At 55.8% G+C, this 14,960-nt stretch carries 15 protein-coding genes; 10 read left to right on the top strand and 5 right to left on the bottom strand.

What is annotated here, in order from left to right; genetic code table 11:
• Positions 1–155: 155 nt before the first annotated feature.
• The 4 genes from P0120_07445 (at position 156) to P0120_07430 (ending at position 5,111) form a co-directional block, all read left to right on the top strand.
• Entirely contained in the window at positions 156–1,301 is a 1,146-nt protein-coding gene (locus P0120_07445; protein ID MDF0674163.1) for a glycerophosphodiester phosphodiesterase, read from the top strand.
• Between the two features lie 560 nt (positions 1,302–1,861).
• Positions 1,862–2,158, top strand: a complete 297-nt coding sequence (locus tag P0120_07440; protein ID MDF0674162.1) for a DUF5132 domain-containing protein — start codon at positions 1,862–1,864, stop codon at positions 2,156–2,158.
• Positions 2,159–2,172: 14 nt separating this feature from the next.
• The gene (locus P0120_07435; GenBank protein MDF0674161.1) at positions 2,173–2,682 is read left to right on the top strand and encodes a hypothetical protein; all 510 of its coding nucleotides are present in this window, start codon (positions 2,173–2,175) and stop codon (positions 2,680–2,682) included.
• A 110-nt stretch (positions 2,683–2,792) separates the two neighbouring features.
• A complete protein-coding gene (locus P0120_07430) occupies positions 2,793–5,111 on the top strand; it encodes a heavy metal translocating P-type ATPase (protein MDF0674160.1) in 2,319 nt (772 codons plus the stop codon).
• Here P0120_07430 and P0120_07425 read toward each other — a convergent pair.
• Positions 5,108–5,446, bottom strand: a complete 339-nt coding sequence (locus P0120_07425) for a hypothetical protein (GenBank protein ID MDF0674159.1) — start codon at positions 5,444–5,446, stop codon at positions 5,108–5,110. The genes P0120_07430 and P0120_07425 overlap by 4 nt on opposite strands.
• A gap of 223 nt (positions 5,447–5,669) precedes the next feature.
• Between P0120_07425 and corA the strand changes: the two genes are divergently transcribed.
• Positions 5,670–6,635 carry a magnesium/cobalt transporter CorA gene (gene corA / locus P0120_07420; protein MDF0674158.1) on the top strand — a complete coding sequence of 322 codons (966 nt, stop codon included), beginning with the start codon at positions 5,670–5,672 and terminating at the stop codon, positions 6,633–6,635.
• Entirely contained in the window at positions 6,636–8,780 is a 2,145-nt protein-coding gene (gene ppk1, locus P0120_07415) for a polyphosphate kinase 1 (protein ID MDF0674157.1), read from the top strand.
• On the opposite strand, the gene P0120_07410 is transcribed toward ppk1, so the two are convergent.
• A complete protein-coding gene (locus P0120_07410; protein ID MDF0674156.1) occupies positions 8,755–9,096 on the bottom strand; it encodes a hypothetical protein in 342 nt (113 codons plus the stop codon). The genes ppk1 and P0120_07410 overlap by 26 nt on opposite strands.
• 146 nt (positions 9,097–9,242) lie before the next feature.
• Here P0120_07410 and P0120_07405 point away from each other — a divergent pair, with 146 nt between their 5' ends.
• Complete coding sequence (locus P0120_07405; GenBank protein MDF0674155.1) at positions 9,243–9,470, top strand: hypothetical protein; 228 nt, start codon at positions 9,243–9,245, stop codon at positions 9,468–9,470.
• Between the two features lie 297 nt (positions 9,471–9,767).
• Here P0120_07405 and P0120_07400 read toward each other — a convergent pair whose 3' ends face one another.
• Positions 9,768–10,106 (bottom strand): TraR/DksA C4-type zinc finger protein, encoded by a 339-nt coding sequence (locus P0120_07400; GenBank protein ID MDF0674154.1) that lies wholly within the window; start codon positions 10,104–10,106, stop codon positions 9,768–9,770.
• A gap of 255 nt (positions 10,107–10,361) precedes the next feature.
• Between P0120_07400 and P0120_07395 the strand changes: the two genes are divergently transcribed.
• From P0120_07395 to P0120_07385, 3 genes are all read left to right on the top strand, one after another.
• On the top strand, positions 10,362–10,664 hold the full coding sequence (locus P0120_07395) for a metalloregulator ArsR/SmtB family transcription factor (protein ID MDF0674153.1): 303 nt from the start codon (positions 10,362–10,364) through the stop codon (positions 10,662–10,664).
• Between the two features lie 104 nt (positions 10,665–10,768).
• The gene (arsB, locus tag P0120_07390) at positions 10,769–11,854 is read left to right on the top strand and encodes an ACR3 family arsenite efflux transporter (protein MDF0674152.1); all 1,086 of its coding nucleotides are present in this window, start codon (positions 10,769–10,771) and stop codon (positions 11,852–11,854) included.
• Positions 11,851–12,327, top strand: a complete 477-nt coding sequence (locus tag P0120_07385; protein MDF0674151.1) for an arsenate reductase ArsC — start codon at positions 11,851–11,853, stop codon at positions 12,325–12,327. The genes arsB and P0120_07385 overlap by 4 nt, the downstream gene beginning before the upstream one ends.
• Positions 12,328–12,393: 66 nt before the next feature.
• On the opposite strand, the gene P0120_07380 is transcribed toward P0120_07385, so the two are convergent.
• Complete coding sequence (locus P0120_07380) at positions 12,394–13,104, bottom strand: response regulator transcription factor (protein MDF0674150.1); 711 nt, start codon at positions 13,102–13,104, stop codon at positions 12,394–12,396.
• A 122-nt stretch (positions 13,105–13,226) separates the two neighbouring features.
• Positions 13,227–14,957, bottom strand: coding sequence for an ABC transporter ATP-binding protein (locus P0120_07375; protein ID MDF0674149.1), 1,731 nt, complete (start codon positions 14,955–14,957; stop codon positions 13,227–13,229).
• Between the last annotated feature and the right edge of the window lie 3 nt (positions 14,958–14,960).

The following is a 14,960-nucleotide window of genomic DNA, read 5'->3' as shown; positions in this document are numbered from 1 at the left end:
GGGCATGGACGACATTCATACCCTGACCATATTTTCTCAGGACGCTCGGACTGCTACTGATGTCGGCGCACCGAACATGTCCGGATCGGTCTCGGGCTTCGCTTTCGATAACCTGTCTCGGAATATCCGAACGTTTATTACCAAAGGAGGCCAACATGCTTCGTGTCGCAAGAAGCAAGATGCTACCCGCAGTGACATCGCTTGTCTGTCTGACGGCGGTGGGGGTGAGCGCCGATGAGGCAGAACGATGGGAACCGGCTTCATATGACCAGGACAGATACGACCAGGACAGGCCCATTGTGATCGCACACCGGGGGGCGAGCGGATATGTGCCCGAGCACACGCTGGCCGCCTTTGCGATGGCGATTCTTCAGGGAGCCGATTTTATTGAGCCGGATCTCGTCATCACGAAGGACGGCCATCTGATTGCTCGCCATGATAATGTCCTGGATCTGACGACAGACGTGTCGAGCAGGCCTGAGTTTGCCGGACGCAAGACCACCAAGACCGTCGATGGTGCCGCGGTCACAGGCTGGTTCAGCGAGGATTTCACGCTGGAGGAAATCAAGACGCTACGGGCCATCGAGCGTATCTCGGATGTCCGGCCCGTCAATACAAGGTTTGACGGTCAATTCGAGGTTCCGACGCTACAAGAAGTCATCGATCTCGCACAGGCCTATGAAAAGTTCCTCGGACACAGAATCGGGCTCTACCCCGAAACCAAACATCCGACATATTTCGACCGTCTGGGGCTCCCGCTTGAAGAACCCCTGGTGAACGTGCTGCACCGGAACGGTTACGAGGGGCGCAACGCTCGGGTCTTCATCCAGTCATTTGAGATCAATAATCTGCGCAAGCTGAAGAGCATGACGAGAATTCCTCTGGTTCAACTTCTCTGGATCGAGGGTAAGCCGTTTGATGTGGAAGCAGGAGGTGGTTCGCTCACCTATGAGCAAATGGCGACTCCGGCGGGATTGGCCCAGATCGTTTCGTACGCCAAGGGAGTTGGTCCTGAGAAGCGCTTCATCATCCCCCTCGACTCTGCAGGGAACCTAGACCCCTCCCGCGCCACACAGTTTGTCCAGGATGCCCATGCAGTGGGGCTCCAGGTGCATCCGTACACCTTTTGCTCCGAGAACGTCTTTCTGCCGACCAATTTCAGATCGTCCAGCGATCCCAACGCGCTGGGCGATGGCGTCGGGGAGATCAAGACTTTTTTGAGGACCGGGATCGATGGCTTCTTCACCGATCAGACCGATCGCGGCATCGTGGCCCGCGATGCCTTCTTGAAGATTCATTGACAGAGTGCACGAACTCTATTTCAGCGTTGGACGACGTGATGCGGGGTGGGCCTTTTTCAACTTGTATCCCAGACCCCACACGGTCTGGATGACCGGTACAGAATCGGGAGCCATCTTGAGGCGCTGTAGCTTTCTGCGGATGTGGGCAATATGCGCGTCAATGGTTCGCATGCTGACAGCGGTATCTGAACCCCAAACACTGTGTCGCAAATCTTGTCTCGTCAGCAAACGTCCCGGTTGAGACGCAAGCAGCGATAAGAACGCTAGTTCTGTTTTCGTGAGCGAGACTGCATTGTGTCGGTAGCGAAGCTCACGGCGCCGGCTGTTACATATGACTAAGCCGATCTTCAGCTGGGATTGCAAGCAGTCAGCACATCGCTGATGGACCTTGCGGAGATCAAGAGTTGGCGCATTCCTGGGACTGCTTCTTTGCAAATCTTCACACTTATTTAACTTGCCTACAGTCAATGGTTGGCGTAACAAGTGCGTGAACGATTGGTTAATTTCCTGTTAACACTTGGTCACCGACCGAGGAACCACAGACTCGAAAGGAGGCAGCCATGTCACTGTTCGAGGATATATTCAAAGGTTCATGGGGAACGGCATTGGTGGGAGTCGGGGTCGCGCTGGTTGCCCCAACGGTATTGCCGGCGGTCGGCGCGGCTCTTCGTCCATTAGCAAAGGGCGTCATCAGGGGTGGCGTACTGTTGTACGACACGGTCAAAGAAACTATTGCGGAGGCCGGCGAGCAGGTGACCGACATGGTGGAGGAAGTCCGGGCCGAAGTCGAGGAAGAGAGCGGAGACACGGAAGCGACGCCCAAACGGAGAGCCCGATCCCGGAAAGAATCGGAATAGAAGACTCTGAGGGGATGCCATTGAAGCTAAAAAACATTCGCCTTGTCCACTCCCTTCGAGGGAGGATTCGCTTCAAGCTGGACAACATCAAAGGAAATCGTAAGCGAGCGCGGGATATCGAGACGCGCCTCGCCGCTGTTCGCGGTATGCATCATGTCGAGGCCAGGTCGCTGACGGGAAGTGTCGTGGCGACGTTCGACCCGACGCTTCTGGAAGCGCTGGACATTCACTTCGCTGTCGCGAAGGCGTTGGGCATCTCTCCCTCCGATCTGAATCCGGAGTACCTGGCGAAATGGCAGGCGAACGAATCAAATGGGACACTCGTGCCGACTCAGAACCTCGGCGAGAATTGGCGCCTGTTGGTCCCGTTCGGGCTGTTCGCTCTCGGCGTCCGAGGTCTGTTGGCCGCCGAAACGTTGGTCGTCCCTCAGTGGTATGACTATCTCTGGTTTGCGTTCGGGACCTATCACGCGTTGAATCCGTCCGAGACATCTCCCTCCCGGGTAATCGAACAGGCCTCGTGAAGATGTCCGATGCGGATGGGGGAAGGGGGTCGTGTTGTCTTTTATAGAGTATAAATATTGAGCATAAATACTTACGTATATAATCTGACATTGGTGAGGAGGGGATGACCGTGAAGCAAACGGAAGCTGCCTTCCAACGAAGGCAGAACGCGAGAGGAGATTCTAAACGAGTGAACATCGTTCGGCTCTCCAGCGGCAATCATCAGCTCACCGCGACCGGCCGAAAGATTCAAAAACCCTCCAGGAGCCGAGGGCGTTTCGCGAGAAGCATCCGGAAGGCCTCGTCTCACCCCGATTGGGCCGTCACCGAGATTCTCCATTCGATGAAGGGACGCGTCAGACTCAAGGTCCCGGCTCTTAAGCGCCATCCTGCGCTGGCCCAGCCGTTGGAAACCTTTTTGTCCGCCTTGCCCGGAATTCTTGGCGTATGGGCCAATCAGAATTGCGCGAGTCTGACCATCACATTCGATCCGAAGGTCTGGTCGGCGGGGGCACTGAGCGTCCGGTTGAATCGACTCTCTTCCGATACGCTTCGTACCGTCTCCAAGGCCGCCGGTTCGGGCATGGATCGAGCCTCACAGCAATCAGGAGAAACCGGCTTCGAGCTGGTCTTGTCCACCGCAGGTCTTGCCTGCGTGGCTGCGGAGTTCCTCGCAGCTCCTCTCATTCCTTTTTTCTTATTGGGCAGCGCGCTGCCCATGTTCGCCCGCGCCTTCGATGCCTTTGGCCGTCGTGATGCCTTGACGGTCGATGTTCTGGATGCTTCGGCAATTACGCTGCTCGCCTGTCAGGGACAGTTACCGATGGCATTGTTCATGGTCTGGTTGGTCAATCTGGGAGATTACATTCGGGATGTCACGGTGATGCAGGCGCAGGATGCCGTCACAGAGGTGTTGGCCTATCGACGTACACCGGCGTGGGTCGTTCGTGAGGGTAAGACTGTGCAAATCGAAGTCGACAAGGTACAGATTGGAGAGACCGTGGTTGTGTACCCTGGGGAACGAATTCCCATTGACGGCACAGTACTGAAGGGCAGAGCCACGGTGGATCAGCAGGCCCTGACCGGTGAATCATTGCCGGTTGAAAAAACCGCCGGGCATGTCGCGCATGCAGCAACCGTGGTGCAGGAGGGGAAACTCTATGTGCGCGTCGAACGCGTCGGAAACGATACGGAGGCTGCGAGAATCGTGCGTATGGTGCAGGATGCTCCGGCGCATGAGACGCGTATCCAAAACTACGCCGAACGGTGGGCTAACGAACTCGTTCCGTACAGTTTTGCCTTCGCCGGGGCAAGCGGCGTCCTCTCGCAAAACCTCTCGTCCTGCGCATCGGTGCTCATCATCGACTATGGAACCGGTATCCGCATCGCCGCGCCGACTGCTGTCTTGGCCTCGATGACCAAAGCCGTCCGGCATGGAATCCTCATCAAAGGCGGCCGGTATATGGAACAGTTGGCAGGGGTCGACGCCATTGTCTTTGATAAAACGGGAACGTTGACTTCCGGCTCACCGCAGGTGACGGAGATCTATACCTACAACGGAATCAACAAAACGGATGTCCTGGGGTTTGCAGCAGCTTGCGAGCAACGGTTGACGCATCCGGTGGCGAAGGCCATCGTCCTGGCCGCCGAAAGTCAAGGCATTGCCATTCCCGAACGGAGCAACTCGCATTACACGATCGGGCTTGGCGTGGAAGCTGATGTCGGCGGGCAAGCGGTTCTTGTCGGGTGCGAGCGGTTCATGACGGCAAAGTCCATTCATGTCACAACAGAGGTTCAGCGACATTTGTACGAGCTCGGCCGAGAAGCCATGTCGCCGGTCTGTGTAGCGATAAATGGCGAACTGGTAGGAACCTTGGCCTACGCCGACCCGATACGCCCGGAATCGGCCGATGTCGTTGAGCAGCTCCGAGGAAAAGGAATTCGTCACATTGCGATGCTGACGGGCGACCATTCGCACGTGGCGAGCAGGGTGGCACAGGCGGTGGGCATTTCCGACCTCATCGCCGATGCCTTGCCGCGTGACAAGGTCACCTACGTCAAAGACTTGCAACAGCAGGGCTATCGAGTGGCCGTCATCGGCGATGGCATTAACGATTCTCCGGCCCTCGCCCATGCCGATGTGGGCATCGCCGTCAGCGGCGGCGCAGATGTGGCGGAAGCGACGGCCCATGTCGTACTGTTGAATGGCGGGCTCTGGAAGGTACCGCTGGCTTTGGACATCAGCAGAAAGGCGTTGGACTTGATCGAGCAAAACTGGAGAATCATATCGATACCGAATACGGTGGCATTGGGCTTGGCTGTCTTTGGTGCGATTGGTGCGGGAGCGGCCACCTTGCTAAGCAACGGGTCGGCTATTCTCGCGACAGCGAACGCGCTGAGGCCGCTGATGGCACGCGGACCTCTTGTCAAGAGTGGAGGAGAGAATTAAATGAGGGCAAGAATGGCGCGTTCGATCACCGCTTGGGCAAGCGGGCCTACCACGACTTCCGACCAGCGTGCGGAATGGCGACGCGAAGGCGCCTGCTTTTCATTCAGGCAACCCAGGTCTTTCAGTGTTCCGATGATATGGTAATGGTTGGTCAATTCCGGATCGAACAGCACCAAGACGTTGCCCGTCAGTTCATTGGTTGTGATATGTGAAACGCCCTTCAATTGAGAAACAGCGGATTCTACTTCCACTGCTTTCTCTGGAGATCCTTTGATTTCGGATGCCTTGATACGCAGGCGTCCTTCCAACATATGAACATAGCTGGTTCCCTGCATACATCCCCTCCTTGTTGATGGCTCTCTTAATTTAAACATTGAGATACCAAGAAGCCTTGCTGGTGAGCATACCGCTGGACAGTTACAATCCGGCAAAGCGTATGTTACTGCGGTGTAAACTTTTGCAGGCGGGCTCGATGATCATAGGCAGAGCACAGCCTGAATTCTATAATGATGCAAACGGTTCAACCCCGATGTCACATGGGATGATTGGGAGTGGCTTGTGCTCAGTGCGTTTGTATTGACCGACGGGAAGCTCATGCAGGTCCAGGTCGGCGTCGAAGAGGATCTGTCCTGCAAGGAGATCATCTGGATTGATCTGGCCTATCCGACGGAAGAAGAACGCGAGTTGGTGCAGTCGGTCTTTCGACTGGAGCTGCCGGAAGACGAGGAATTGCAGGACTTGCAGGCGAGTGCGCGGCACTACCAGGACGAACACGGGGTCCATATTCGCTCGACCTTCATCCAGAACAGCGATGAGACTCCTTCAAATGTTACGATGTCGTTCACGCTGCATGAAGGCCGACTCCTTACGGTGCATGACGATGATCTCGCCATCCTGCGTCTGTTCCGGATGAGAGCACGTGCGGGGCCTGGGATGGTGGGTGATGCGGTGGACATCCTCCTTGGCTGTTACGAGCTTGCCGTGGAGCAGGATGCCGATGTGTTGGAAGAGATGTACATAACCCTGGACCAAGTCGCTGCTCTCGTCCTGAACAGGGGCAAGGAGATCGCCGGTCATGTCATGCGCGACAACATAGAACGGATTGCCGCCCAAGAGGACCTCAATGGGAAAGTCCGCTTGGATTTGATGGACAACCGGCGTGCCCTGTCGTTCCTGTTGAGGAGCCGCGTTCTGTCACGCGAGCATACGCAAGAGGTCAAGGGTATCCTGCGTGATATTGAATCGTTGAACGGCCATACGGGCTTCATTGCCGATAAGATTAATTTTCTCATGGATGCCTTACTCGGAATGATTAACCTGGAACAAAACAAGGTGATCAAAATCTTTTCGATTGCGGCGGTCGTGTTTCTTCCCCCCACCCTTGTCGCCAGCATTTACGGCATGAATTTCGACATCATGCCGGAGCTTCGGTGGCCGTGGGGCTACCCGCTGGCGCTCCTGCTGATGATTGTGGCCGGCGCCGCTCCGTACCTGTATTTCAAACGGAAAGGATGGCTGGATTAAATGGCGTCGACGGAACCTTCGGCTGAGAATTCGCATCAGGTCACGGAACCACAGGCGGACCTCGAGAATCCCGGCCTGTTCTTGAACCGTGAGCTTAGTTGGCTGCAATTCAACCTGCGGGTCTTGGAGGAAGCGGAAGATGTGCGACGTCCGCTGCTGGAACGAGTGAAGTTTCTGGCGATCTTCGCCACCAACCTCGACGAATTCTTCATGATCAGGATCTCAGGCCTGCGACGCCAGGTTGCCGGCGGAGCGGGAGAAACCCCACCCGATGCCATGACGCCATCCGAACAAATGCTGGCGATATGCCGGGAGGTGACGATCCATCTCGAGCGGCATCGGACTTGTTGGCAGGAGGATCTGTTGCCAAAACTGCGTGAGGCCGGTATTTATGCGCTCTCGTATGGTGACCTCGAGCAGGCCGAACGGGACGCTCTTCGTCAGTACTTCGTGCGTGAAATTTTTCCAACGCTCACCCCGTTGGCCATTGATCCAACTCATCCCTTTCCGCATATTTCAAATCTGAGCTTCAACCTGGCCGTGGTGATCAAGGATCCTGAGCGGGGTGACTGCTTCGCGCGCGTCAAGTTGCCTGATTCCTTTCGGCGCTTGGTTCCGGTTCCCGCTCAAGAAGGATCCACCCCGCAGGAGAAAGACCTCGGAGGAATCGGGAAAGTTCAACGTTTTGCTTGGTTGGAAGAGATCGTGGCGGATAATCTGGATCTCCTGTTTCCCGGCTTGGAGATTGTATCGTCCTATCCGTTCCGTGTTACGCGGGACGCCGATGTGACGATCGAGGCCGATGAAGCACCCGATCTGATCACGGCGGTGGAAGAGCAGCTCGATTTGAGGGATTTTAATTCCGTGGTGCGTTTGGAACTGGATGCGACCACGCCGGACCATATTGTAGATATTCTGATCCGCAATCTACAGATCCCATCTTACCTCGTTTACACGGAACATGATCCGATCGGCATGGCGGGGCTTATGGAACTCACCGCACTCGAACGTCCCGATCTCAAAGACGCGCCTTTTCAGCCCGCCATGCCCGCGCTGCTGAGCAAACCGGGTGGTGTGTTGGATGCTATCAGGCAAGATGATCTCTTGCTGTACCATCCTTACGATAGTTTCACGCCGGTCGTCGAATTTGTGCGTGAAGCGGCCCACGATGCGAATGTCCTGGCAATCAAGCAGACGTTGTATCGCGTGAACCCGAAATCCCCCATTATCGATGCGTTGATGGAAGCTCGGGTCAATGGGAAGCAGGTGGCCGTGCTAGTAGAGCTCAAGGCTCGTTTCGATGAAGAAAATAACATCGAATGGGCCCGAAAGCTCGAAGATGAAGGAGTACATGTCGTCTACGGAGTGCGCGGCCTCAAGACCCATGCGAAGGTGTGTCTCGTCGTTCGGCGCGAACCGGAGGGGATCCGACGGTACGTCCATCTCGGAACCGGCAACTATAATGTGCTGTCGAGTCGAGTCTATACCGATCTGAGTTACTTCACATGCGATCCTACGATCGGCAGCGATGTGTCCGACTTGTTCAATGCGCTGACCGGCTACTCCCGGAAGGATGGCTACGCCAAATTGCTGGTCGCGCCGGCGGCATTGCGGCGGGAGCTGGTCGATCGGATCGATCGCGAGATTCACTGTCACCGGAAAAACGGCGATGGACATCTCGCATTCAAGATGAACGCATTGGTCGATAAGGCACTCATTCAGGCACTGTACCGTGCCGCACAGGCCGGTGTGAAGATTGAATTACAAGTACGCGGTATCTGTTGTTTACGGCCCGGTGTCCCCGGCGTGAGCGAGCGGATTACAGTGACGTCCGTGGTCGGACGATTTCTCGAACATGCCCGGATCTATTATTTTCATAATGGGGGACAGGATGAAGTGTTTCTTGGAAGCGCTGACCTCATGCCGCGCAATCTGGATCGCCGTGTGGAAATCCTCTTTCCGGTGGTTCACCCCCGCTGGCGGGAGGTCATCGTGCATGACATTCTCGCCGTCGCGCTTCGCGATAATGTCCAAGCCAGGCGGTTGCGTTCAGACGGGACCTACGAGCGTCTTATGCCATTGGTCGGGGAACCAAGCGTCAATTCGCAGGACTGGTTTCTCAATCGCTGGAAAGCCAGATCATGAGCTGAAGGTCCTTGATTGCTTGTTGTGGAATGTCCGGATGATCCTGATGAGAAGGGTGTGCGAGGATTGGTTGAAAATTGACGAAGTGGCCGCCTTTGTGGTGCTGTGCGGTGACGTGGATTAAACAACCAACACCAGCGAAAGAAGCCGATTCATGACAGAAAATAAGGTGCGAACGATCCATTGGAAGGCGGCGGACGCTGGTCTGTACCGCAAGATCCTGGACGGCCTGAGCAGCCGCCTGTATGAAGCCTGTGCGGAACCGGGTCCCGGCGGCGTTCGGGCTGAGTGCCTCCATCGCCGCGCGGCGCTTCATTCGGGCCAGCGCTCAGCAGTGAGGGAAACTGAGCGAACGCCGCTTAGAGGAGGACGAGGTGGTCATGCTCCCATTCGACGGCACGACCTTCGCTGAGGATAGCATGGTGCGCGCTGACGCTTGATCCGATCGGACCAAGATCCTGAATGAAGAACCCGAGACCCTTCAGGCTTCACAGGTCGGTCGCGGATCTGACCAGCCGGGCTGGCGAATCGCGGATTCGCTGCTGCGACGAGCCTTCGACGGGCGGGCTTGCCGCTCGCGACCTCGACGTACTGTTTCAAGTACGCCTCGGCCTCTCGGGGCTCCACGCGCCCGTCTCGCCTGGCGTCTTGGCGGTTTCGTCACGAATCGTCATGAATAATGTGGGCTAGGGCGTGCATACCGGCGGCGTTGGCGGTTCATCGTGATGACGCTATCGATCACGTCACCACAGTGAACGCAACGCATCGCTAATGCTCTGGTGCTTCCCTCAGCGATGATTTCGGATACTCTCATGCCGGTACAGCGCGTGCATTGCATGGCAGTCTCCTTAATCTAAGGTCTCAATTGGAATGTCGAGTAACTCGCGCTTGCCCCTTCTCCTGAAAGAAGGGACAAGCGTGGGGGAGCCAGGGGCTGAGCTGGGAGGGTAGCTCCCTCGGGACGTGGCGCGATCCGACATAATTGCGCTACCTTCTGCTCTCCATGGGTGCAAGACAAGAAACGCAAAAGAGCGCATCCGGTTGAATCGCCAGTCGAGCATAGGGAATCGCCTCGCGACATTGCCGACACCAGCCATAGCCCTTGGTCTGCACCAACCGCAAAGCGTGCTCGATCCGTTTGAGCCTTGCGATCATCCTTGTCCTTACCTGTATGGCTAGATCTTGATCGAAATCGCTCGATGCCTGATCTGCAGGATCAGCATAGAGTGCTCGCTCGGACGGCGGAGCAAGCGAGAGGTTCCAGTCGGTCAGCAGAGCGGTTCGTTGCCGACTGAGCTCCTTTCTCAATCGTAAGCGCTCGGTCATATGATGCACTCCCCGCGAGTGTGGTGGTCTGTTGTTCGGCTCACGAGGCTGATATTTTGCTTGTGCAGTGGTTGCCATACCACTGATCTCCTGCGATCAGTGATACAGCATGAATGGCAACAGGTGGTTACGGAGGGCTTACACCTGTGTAAAAATCTCGCCGCGATTTGCAGTTTGATGTAGGCAGCTTTGAGGTTGACTAATCAATAATACTTGATGTATAGAAGAACCATGACAGCAACCCGGACAAAAACCATGAAGAAGGCGGCCCGTCTCTTTCATGCGCTCTCGGATGAGACGCGCGTGGGAATCCTGGACCGACTTAGGGACGGGGAGCAATGTGTGTGCGATCTTACGGAAGCGTTCAACACAGGCCAATCACGGCTCTCTTTTCATCTTCGTGTCCTGAAGGACGCCGGCCTGGTCATCGATCGTCCGGAAGGTCGATGGATCTATTATTCGGTCAACCAGGATGCGATTCAGGAACTAGATGACTTCATCACCTGGCTCAAGGAATCTCGGCCGATGGCGTCAAAACCGGCCGTGCCCTGTGCGTGACGCTATTTTTTTGATTTGAATCATCAAGAAATGTTGATGGCATAGCACTACCGCTCCGTCATCATCATGTAGTCAATGGAAAGAAATTCAGGATGGACATAGCCATGACATCGGGTCCACCGACTCAGTCTCTCGAGAAGCGGCTGAATCTGTTCGAACGGTATCTCACCATATGGGTGGCGCTGTGCATGATCGCGGGGGTGCTGCTCGGTCGATCGGTTCCCGGTCTCATTCAATGGTTGCGCACGTGGGAATTCGGGGAGGGCAGCCATGTGAATGCCTCCATTGCCCTGCTCATCTGGCTCATGATCATCCCCATGATGATGAAAATCGACGTGGCCTCCGTCCGCCATGTGGGGAAGAGGCCGACGGGATTGCTAGTGACCCTCTTCGTAAATTGGATCGTCAAGCCGTTTTCAATGGCGTTCTTCGCATGGGTATTTTTTCGACTGGTGTTCTCCGCCTGGATAACTCCGAGCGAGGCGGATCAATACATTGCCGGAACCATTATTTTGGCTGCAGCGCCTTGTACTGCGATGGTGTTTGTCTGGAGCTATTTGACCGACGGCGATCCAGCGTACACGCTCGTCCAAGTCTCCGTGAACGATCTTATTATGCTGGTGCTCTTCGCCCCCATCGTCGGTTTCTTGGTCACCGGTGCTTCCGCTTTAACGGTTCCGCTCCCGGTCCTATTCTATTCAGTCTTGGCGTTTATCGTCATTCCGCTCATCATCGGCGTGGCATTGCGGCACTGGTTCATTTCGCAACAGGGTCAAGCATGGTTCGAGGACCGATTACTTCCGCGGTTCGCCCCAATCACCATCCTCGCGCTGCTTGCCATGGTGGTGTTGCTGTTCGCATTCCAAGCCGACAACATTACCGGCAAGACATGGCATGTGGCGCTCATAGCTGTCCCCATTCTCATCCAGGTCTACTTTAATGCCTCCGTGGCCTATACACTGATGAAGTGGCTCAATGTGCCTCACTCCGTGGCAGCGCCGGGGGCGCTGATTGGCGCGAGCAACTTCTTCGAATTGGCGGTCGCCACTGCAATCGCCTTGTTTGGGCCGGAGTCGGGCGCTGCGCTGGCAACCGTCGTGGGAGTGCTTGTGGAGGTGCCGGTCATGCTCTCCGTCTGTGCCTTCTGTAATCAGACGCGGACTTGGTTTCCAGCGGAGCAGTCGGCGTGAAACCAGCCGTCCTCTTCTTATGTACGGGCAACTCCTGCCGCAGTCAGATGGCGGAGGGATGGTTACGCCACTTGGCCGGAAGTCGGTTCGAGGCCGTGAGTGCGGGGACCAACCCGGTTGGGGTGAATCCGCGAGCCGTTGAAGTGATGGGGGAGGTGGGAATCGATCTCTCTCGTCACCGCTCAAAGCACGTTGCCGAGTTTCAAGGTCAACATCTCCACTATGTCATTACGGTCTGTGATCACGCCCACGCCTCATGTCCGGCGGATCCCAGAGGCGATGCCCAGTTGCATTGGAGTTTTGACGATCCCGCTGATGCACAAGGTTCCAATGCTGATCGCTTGCAAGTCTTTCGCCGAGTACGTGATGAGATTGCTGAGCGGATCCGAAGGTGGCTGAATACAACAGCACCATCATCGGAATCTGATTCAAAGTCTTTGCCCGAGGTTAAGGACCGGAGGAGACGGCGATAGAGTGGAGAGGATGAGCGAGGTTCGTTCCTTCGCAATGTTATTGATATTGCAAAAGTGCGGGGACAGTTAGGATACCCGAGGCTGGTCCAATAGTTTGTATCCAAGTGTCTTGACCGAGACGATCGAGTCATTGAGAAGCGGCACTTTCAGTTTCAATCGCCGAACATGGACATCGACGGTTCGCGTGGTCCCATAATAGTCGTAGCCCCAAACTTCATTGAGGAGCACCTCCCGCGTCAAGACCCGCCCGGGTTGACGGAGCAAACGCTCAAGCAGTCCGAACTCCTTCGCCGTGAGCAGCACCTCTTTACCTTTCACCGTCACTTCATGTCGCGTCAGGTCCATTTGGAGGGAACCGTACACTAAGGACATTGGTTTTTGATTGTTTGTCCGCTCTAGCCTACGGAAAAGGGATTTGATCCGAGCCATCAATGTCTTGGGGCTAAAGGGTTTGGTCACGTAATCATCGGCTCCGAGCTCAAGTCCGACGACGGTATCAGATTCTTCTTTCTTCGCCGTCAACATGATGATAGGCAGCAGCGCCGTTTCAGGCTTCTGGCGGAGGGCTTTACACACCTCCAATCCATCCATCTCAGGCAGCATGAGGTCAAGAATAACTAAATCAGGATGTTCAGATACCGCGAGGTTGAGTGCTTCAAGCCCGGTTTTGGCGATGTTCGGATGAAATCCTTCCTTCTCAAGATAATGCATGACCAACTGCGCGATGTCCTGTTCGTCTTCGACGATCAGAATTTTCTTGGGACGTTGCGAAATCATGAGATTTCCCTCCCGTCGTATGCATGGAGACCCGTAGAATCATACGCGCTTCGTGTTACAGGCCTGTTAAATGCCTTGGAATATCGGAAGGTGAGGTGGGCCTTGTCACTGAGTGACCGATCTTACGTGATCGGCTCATTCAAACGAATGGTATAGAGGTAGTGGTACAGCCCGTTGCGGGCCATCAATTGGGTGTGGGCGCCTTCTTCCACCAACTTCCCCTTGTCCAAGACCAGAATTCGGTCGGCACCTTGGATGGTCGACAGTCGGTGGGCGACGACGAAGGTCGTGCGACCTTCCATGAGGCGTTGAAGGGCTTCCTGAACCAGCCGTTCCGATTCGGTATCCAGCGATGAGGTCGCTTCGTCCAGCAACAAAATGCGAGGATTCTTCAAGATCGCCCGAGCGATCGCAATTCGTTGACGTTGTCCGCCTGAGAGGTTGACGCCCTTCTCGCCCACCAGAGTTTGATACCCGTCCGGCAAGCTCGTGATGAAGTCATGCGCATGGGCAGCTTGGCTCGCCTCCAATACTGCGGCTTCATTCGCTGCCATATTGCCGTAGCGAATGTTGTCGAGAATGGTGCCCCCAAATAGGATCGTTTCTTGTGGGACGAGAGCAATCTGTCGGTACCAACTCTCAACGGTCACATGGCGCAAGTCTTTGCCGTCGATCGTGATGCGCCCTTCCGTCGGATCGTAGAAGCGGTGAAGCAGGTTGATCACGGTGGTCTTGCCAGCGCCCGTCGGTCCGACTAACGCGACTAGTTCGCCCGGCTTGGCTTCGAACGACAGGTTGGACAATACTGGATGACGAGTATCGTAGCTGAAGTTGACGTTTTCCACCCGCACGTGGCCCTCGACGGTTTCCAGCGTCTGGGCGTCGGGTCGATCGCAAATGTCCGGCTGAGCATCCAGAATTTCGAAGACCCGTTGCGTCGCTCCTTGGGCTTCCTTGACCTGCGCAAACACTCGTGCTGCCGAGCTGAAGGGACCGATCAAGATGCCGGCGAACAAGACGAAGGCGAACAGATCTCCAGGTGTGACGACCCCATCGATGACCTGTCTGCCTCCGTACCACAGCACCGCCGTTGCCGATGAGAACGTCAGGAGGCTGATTACCGGAATGAAGACGGCCATGATGGCGGCTCGGCGGAGTGTGAGATGAAGCGTGTGATCGACCTGATCCGCGAAGCGATCCTTTTCCCGTTGCGTCTGGACGAAGGATTTGACGATGCGAATGCCGGAAATCACTTCTTCGACGAGGGTGCTGAGCACGGCTGTCTGGTCTTGAATCGAGGTGGAAAGGGATTTCAACCGGCGACCGAATACCTTGGCGACCAGGACCAGTAATGGGAGCAGGATGAGGATCAGGAGGCAGAGCCGCCAATTCATCATGAGCAGGAATGTGATGCCCCCGACGAATGTCACGAGTTGTTTGACGCCGTCGATGGGGGCTTCTGTCACGATGGATTGGATCACCGTCACATCGGTCATCAATCGGGAGAGCAGTTCTCCCGTACGGCGCCGAGCAAAAAAGCTGACCGTCAGCGTCTGCAGGTGGCTGAAGAGGTGCTTGCGAAAGTCGGCGACGACTTCTTGAGAGACCCATGCAGTCAGATAACTATGACCCATCGAGCAGAACCCCTGTAGGATCACCAGGACCAGGAACAGGCCGATCGACCGCGTCATCTTATCGGCATCGTGCTGAACGGTGATGATATCCCAGAGGGTGCCGGCCAACCGAACCAAAGCGAGATTAATGAGTGCAACCCCGCTCACCAAGAGCCCGGCCAGTATCAAACGCGCCACATAAGGGCGCACGAACGGGAGAAATCTTTTGAAGATCGACATCGT

This window comes from Nitrospira sp. (assembly GCA_029194675.1).
Lineage (GTDB): Bacteria > Nitrospirota > Nitrospiria > Nitrospirales > Nitrospiraceae > Nitrospira_D.
Note: the sequence above shows the minus strand (reverse complement) of the source record. Positions and strands in the feature narration are given on the sequence as shown.

Coding starts and splice junctions, on each gene's coding strand:
- arsB (MDF0674152.1), top strand. CDS start 10,769: ATGACATCGGGTCCACCGACTCAGTCTCTCGAGAAGCGGCTGAATCTG.
- P0120_07425 (MDF0674159.1), bottom strand. CDS start 5,446: ATGCAGGGAACCAGCTATGTTCATATGTTGGAAGGACGCCTGCGTATC.
- ppk1 (MDF0674157.1), top strand. CDS start 6,636: ATGGCGTCGACGGAACCTTCGGCTGAGAATTCGCATCAGGTCACGGAA.
- P0120_07440 (MDF0674162.1), top strand. CDS start 1,862: ATGTCACTGTTCGAGGATATATTCAAAGGTTCATGGGGAACGGCATTG.
- P0120_07405 (MDF0674155.1), top strand. CDS start 9,243: ATGAAGAACCCGAGACCCTTCAGGCTTCACAGGTCGGTCGCGGATCTG.
- P0120_07435 (MDF0674161.1), top strand. CDS start 2,173: ATGCCATTGAAGCTAAAAAACATTCGCCTTGTCCACTCCCTTCGAGGG.
- P0120_07410 (MDF0674156.1), bottom strand. CDS start 9,096: ATGAAGCGCCGCGCGGCGATGGAGGCACTCAGCCCGAACGCCGCCGGG.
- P0120_07375 (MDF0674149.1), bottom strand. CDS start 14,957: ATGTCGATCTTCAAAAGATTTCTCCCGTTCGTGCGCCCTTATGTGGCG.
- P0120_07400 (MDF0674154.1), bottom strand. CDS start 10,106: ATGACCGAGCGCTTACGATTGAGAAAGGAGCTCAGTCGGCAACGAACC.
- P0120_07395 (MDF0674153.1), top strand. CDS start 10,362: ATGAAGAAGGCGGCCCGTCTCTTTCATGCGCTCTCGGATGAGACGCGC.
- P0120_07380 (MDF0674150.1), bottom strand. CDS start 13,104: ATGATTTCGCAACGTCCCAAGAAAATTCTGATCGTCGAAGACGAACAG.
- P0120_07445 (MDF0674163.1), top strand. CDS start 156: ATGCTTCGTGTCGCAAGAAGCAAGATGCTACCCGCAGTGACATCGCTT.